The organism is Bradyrhizobium sp. NAS96.2 (assembly GCF_001908235.1).
Taxonomy (GTDB): Bacteria; Pseudomonadota; Alphaproteobacteria; order Rhizobiales; family Xanthobacteraceae; genus Bradyrhizobium.
In genome coordinates, this window is the sequence record NZ_LGHK01000289.1 from 1 (window position 1) to 2,888 (window position 2,888).

A 2,888-nucleotide genomic window follows, 5' to 3' on the forward strand; every position below is an offset into this window, starting at 1 on the left:
CGACGCTCAACCTCGGAACGGCGCGGTTCACCATTGATGTTTGGCTCGGAACGTCGCTGGCGAACAAGGTCTGCCAATTCATCAAGCCGGGAACCGGCCTGGTCGCAAGCTGGCCCAATCCGGACCAGGTCGACGTCCGCATGACGCTCCGGGTTTACGACGTCTAGCCATGCCGACGCACAATGAAGCGCTGCTCGAGGCCTATGCCTCCTGTCCGCCGAGCGCGCGGATCTATTACACGCTCGAGCTCTGGCAGTCGTCATTCGACCAGCCGGCTCGCGTCGTCGCCAATGTCGGCAACGATATGGCCTTTGGGCTCGAGGCCGGCGCGCCGCGCAACGCCGGCGAGACCGTGACCTTTATCGCGTGTCCTTTTGACGCCGGCTATCCGGAGCAAAAGGAAGGCCAGCCGCCGTCGACGACGATCAAGATCGACAACGTCAACCGCGAGCTGGTGCCGAAGATCCGCGCGGCGCAGGGAACGCGCGAATATATCCAGGTCCTTTATCGCGAGTACCTCGGCAGCGACCTGACCGAGCCGGCCTATGGGCCGATCGAATTCGAGCTGCGCAGCGTCCAGATGGTCGGCGCGTCGCTGACCGGAACGGTCATGGTCAAAAACCTGCAGAACAAGCGATTTCCGCGGCTGACCAAGAATTACGACTATGTGCAGTTTCCGTCCCTGTTGCCCTAGAGGCGGGACGTCCGGAAGAAGGGCGGCTCTTCCTCCGAAAGCCGACGTTACAAGAGAGTTGGGCAATGTCAGAGTTGGGCCAAAACCTGACAATCACCGGCCAAAGCATTACTTGCATCTTTGTTCGTTGACATATTATTGGTTGTGCAACCAAACGAGAGCGGGGAGCGTTTCGCAGACGAAACACATGGGCTACCTGTTGTTGTCTCTCATCCCCCTTGTCATTCTCATCGCGTGGTTGGCTGGCGCGGCCCGATGGGCTGCTCGTGGTTATGTGCTAAGCGCGGCGCTGATGGGGCTCGGCGCCTTGGGCTTTATCGTCCCTCTCTTTCTGCCCGCGACCGGAACCTGGTTGCAGCAGATCGAACTGCCGCCGTTTTTCGAAACTACTACCATTTTGGGGCCGGCGGGCCGAACATTTACGGCAACGATCCCAACGGAGCGAATCCAGCGGTATGACAGCAATGGTCGGTTCGAAACCGGTTGGTTCGTGCACAGTGCCGGCGGAATGTTCGCGATCGGTCTCACGGTGGACGGACGGATTGCCGTCGCAGCGGCCCGTACCAAACAGGTTGAATTTTTCAATCCAGACGGATCATCGGCCGGACAACCTCAACCGTGCCCTTCGTTCGGCAGCGTGCCTAGTGGCGTGCTGCGGCCCTCCAACTGCCCGGTCTGGGGCGTGACATTTGTGGACCCAATTCAGACGGCACGTCCAGGGGCGCATTGGCAGACTCTCTTGCTCTTACCATTCTGGCATCCATTCGTCGCTTGGCTTCTCGCAGTATCGGGTGTGCTGGGAATACGGATAAACCGCGCATCGCGAGTTCGCTTGCGGTCCGACTCCCCGAGATCCAGTGACGAAAGCGATTTGAAGTCGGCTTAGGGTCAAAAGCCGCCCATGGCGGTCAACCGACCGACGTCCGCTCCTCCTCAATAAGCTGACCTATCGTCGGGTTACCTGCCAAGCCGTTTGGAAGGCGACGGGCTCTTGTCCATTAACCGTGCATCATTCCTGTCGCCCCTGATCGGCGAGCCGTGGGCCTGGCAGTCGCGCAATTGCTGGGATTTCGCCTGCCATGTGCAGCGCGAGCTGTTCGGCCGCGAGCTGCCACAAATCGCGGTGCCGGCCGATTTCAGCCGGCGCTGGGTGCTCGAGGAGTTCGCCGGCCATCCGGAGCGCGCGCGCTGGCGCCAGGTGCCGGACGGTCCTGGCGGCCTGGTGATAGCCGCTGACGGCGCGCTGGTCCTGATGGCCCACGCGCGGTTTCCCGCGCATATCGGCGTCTGGCTGCGCCAAGAGGCCCGGGTGATCCACTGCGATAGCCACGCGGGCGTTGCCTGCGAAACCGTCCTGGCGCTGCGCCAGGTGGGTTGGAAAAACCTCATGTTTCTTGAGCCGGTGACATGCGCGGATCTGTGAATCGATTGCCCAAGCCGCCGGCGAGCTCGTCGGAGCGTCCGCGAGCTCGTTGCGATCGACGCAGCGACGCCGCGCGCCAGCCGGTGCTGCATCTGGTGATGCCTGGTCTCGAGGTCGACCGCGCCGAGCCGCGGCCGCGGGAAACCGTCACGGCGTTTCTGCGCCGTACCGGCTGGGCAAGGCGCGATCGGGATTTCGGCTGGCAGTTCAAGAAGGGCCTGCCGACCGTGCTCGAGATCAACGGCGAGGCCGTGCTGCGCCGGGATTGGCGATCGCGCCGCATCGGGCCGGCCGACGCGGTCCGCTTCATGTCCTATCCGCTCGGCGGCCAGGGCGGCGGCAACACGGCCAAGCAGATCATCGGCCTGGTGGCGCTGGTCGCGGTCTCGGCCTTCGCGATCTGGGCCGGTCCTGCGCTGTTCGGCGCCGGCACGTTCGGCGCGCTCGCGACGACGGCCGCGATCGGCATCGGCGGCTCGCTGCTGGTCAACGCGCTGGTGGCGCCGAAGGCCGGCGCGACCAATACGCCGACCGCAACGCAGGACCAGATTTACTCGGTCGCGGCGCAGGGCAATGTCGCCAAGCTCGGCCAGCCCTTGCCGGTCTGGTACGGCCGCGTAAAGGACTACCCGGATTTTGCGGCGACGCCCTGGGGCGAATTCGTCGCCAACGATCAATACCTCAACGTCCTGCTGTCGCCGACCATGGGCAGCATGCAATACGAGGCCGTCTATATCGACGATACCGTGTTCTGGGATGCGACCAACGGGA

At 63.4% G+C, this 2,888-nt stretch carries 3 protein-coding genes and 1 pseudogene; all 4 read left to right on the top strand.

All coding sequences use genetic code 11. The features are described 5' to 3' along the window. The first annotated feature begins 169 nt into the window (after window positions 1-169). A complete protein-coding gene (locus AC628_RS39785; protein ID WP_074132166.1) occupies window positions 170-694 on the top strand; it encodes a DUF1833 family protein in 525 nt (174 codons plus the stop codon). A 187-nt stretch (window positions 695-881) separates the two neighbouring features. Further along, a complete protein-coding gene (locus AC628_RS39790) occupies window positions 882-1,580 on the top strand; it encodes an NHL repeat-containing protein (RefSeq protein ID WP_074132167.1) in 699 nt (232 codons plus the stop codon). Window positions 1,581-1,667: 87 nt separating this feature from the next. After that, window positions 1,668-2,117, top strand: coding sequence for a hypothetical protein (locus AC628_RS39795; RefSeq protein ID WP_074132168.1), 450 nt, complete (start codon window positions 1,668-1,670; stop codon window positions 2,115-2,117). After that, window positions 2,102-2,888, top strand: a pseudogene (locus AC628_RS39800) (hypothetical protein); the annotation flags it as partial. The gene AC628_RS39795 and the pseudogene AC628_RS39800, both read left to right, overlap by 16 nt.

What these genes read in the sequence shown, in the direction of transcription:
- AC628_RS39785 (WP_074132166.1), top strand. Translation starts at nt 170, where the DNA reads ATGCCGACGCACAATGAAGCGCTGCTCGAGGCCTATGCCTCCTGTCCG.
- AC628_RS39790 (WP_074132167.1), top strand. Translation starts at nt 882, where the DNA reads ATGGGCTACCTGTTGTTGTCTCTCATCCCCCTTGTCATTCTCATCGCG.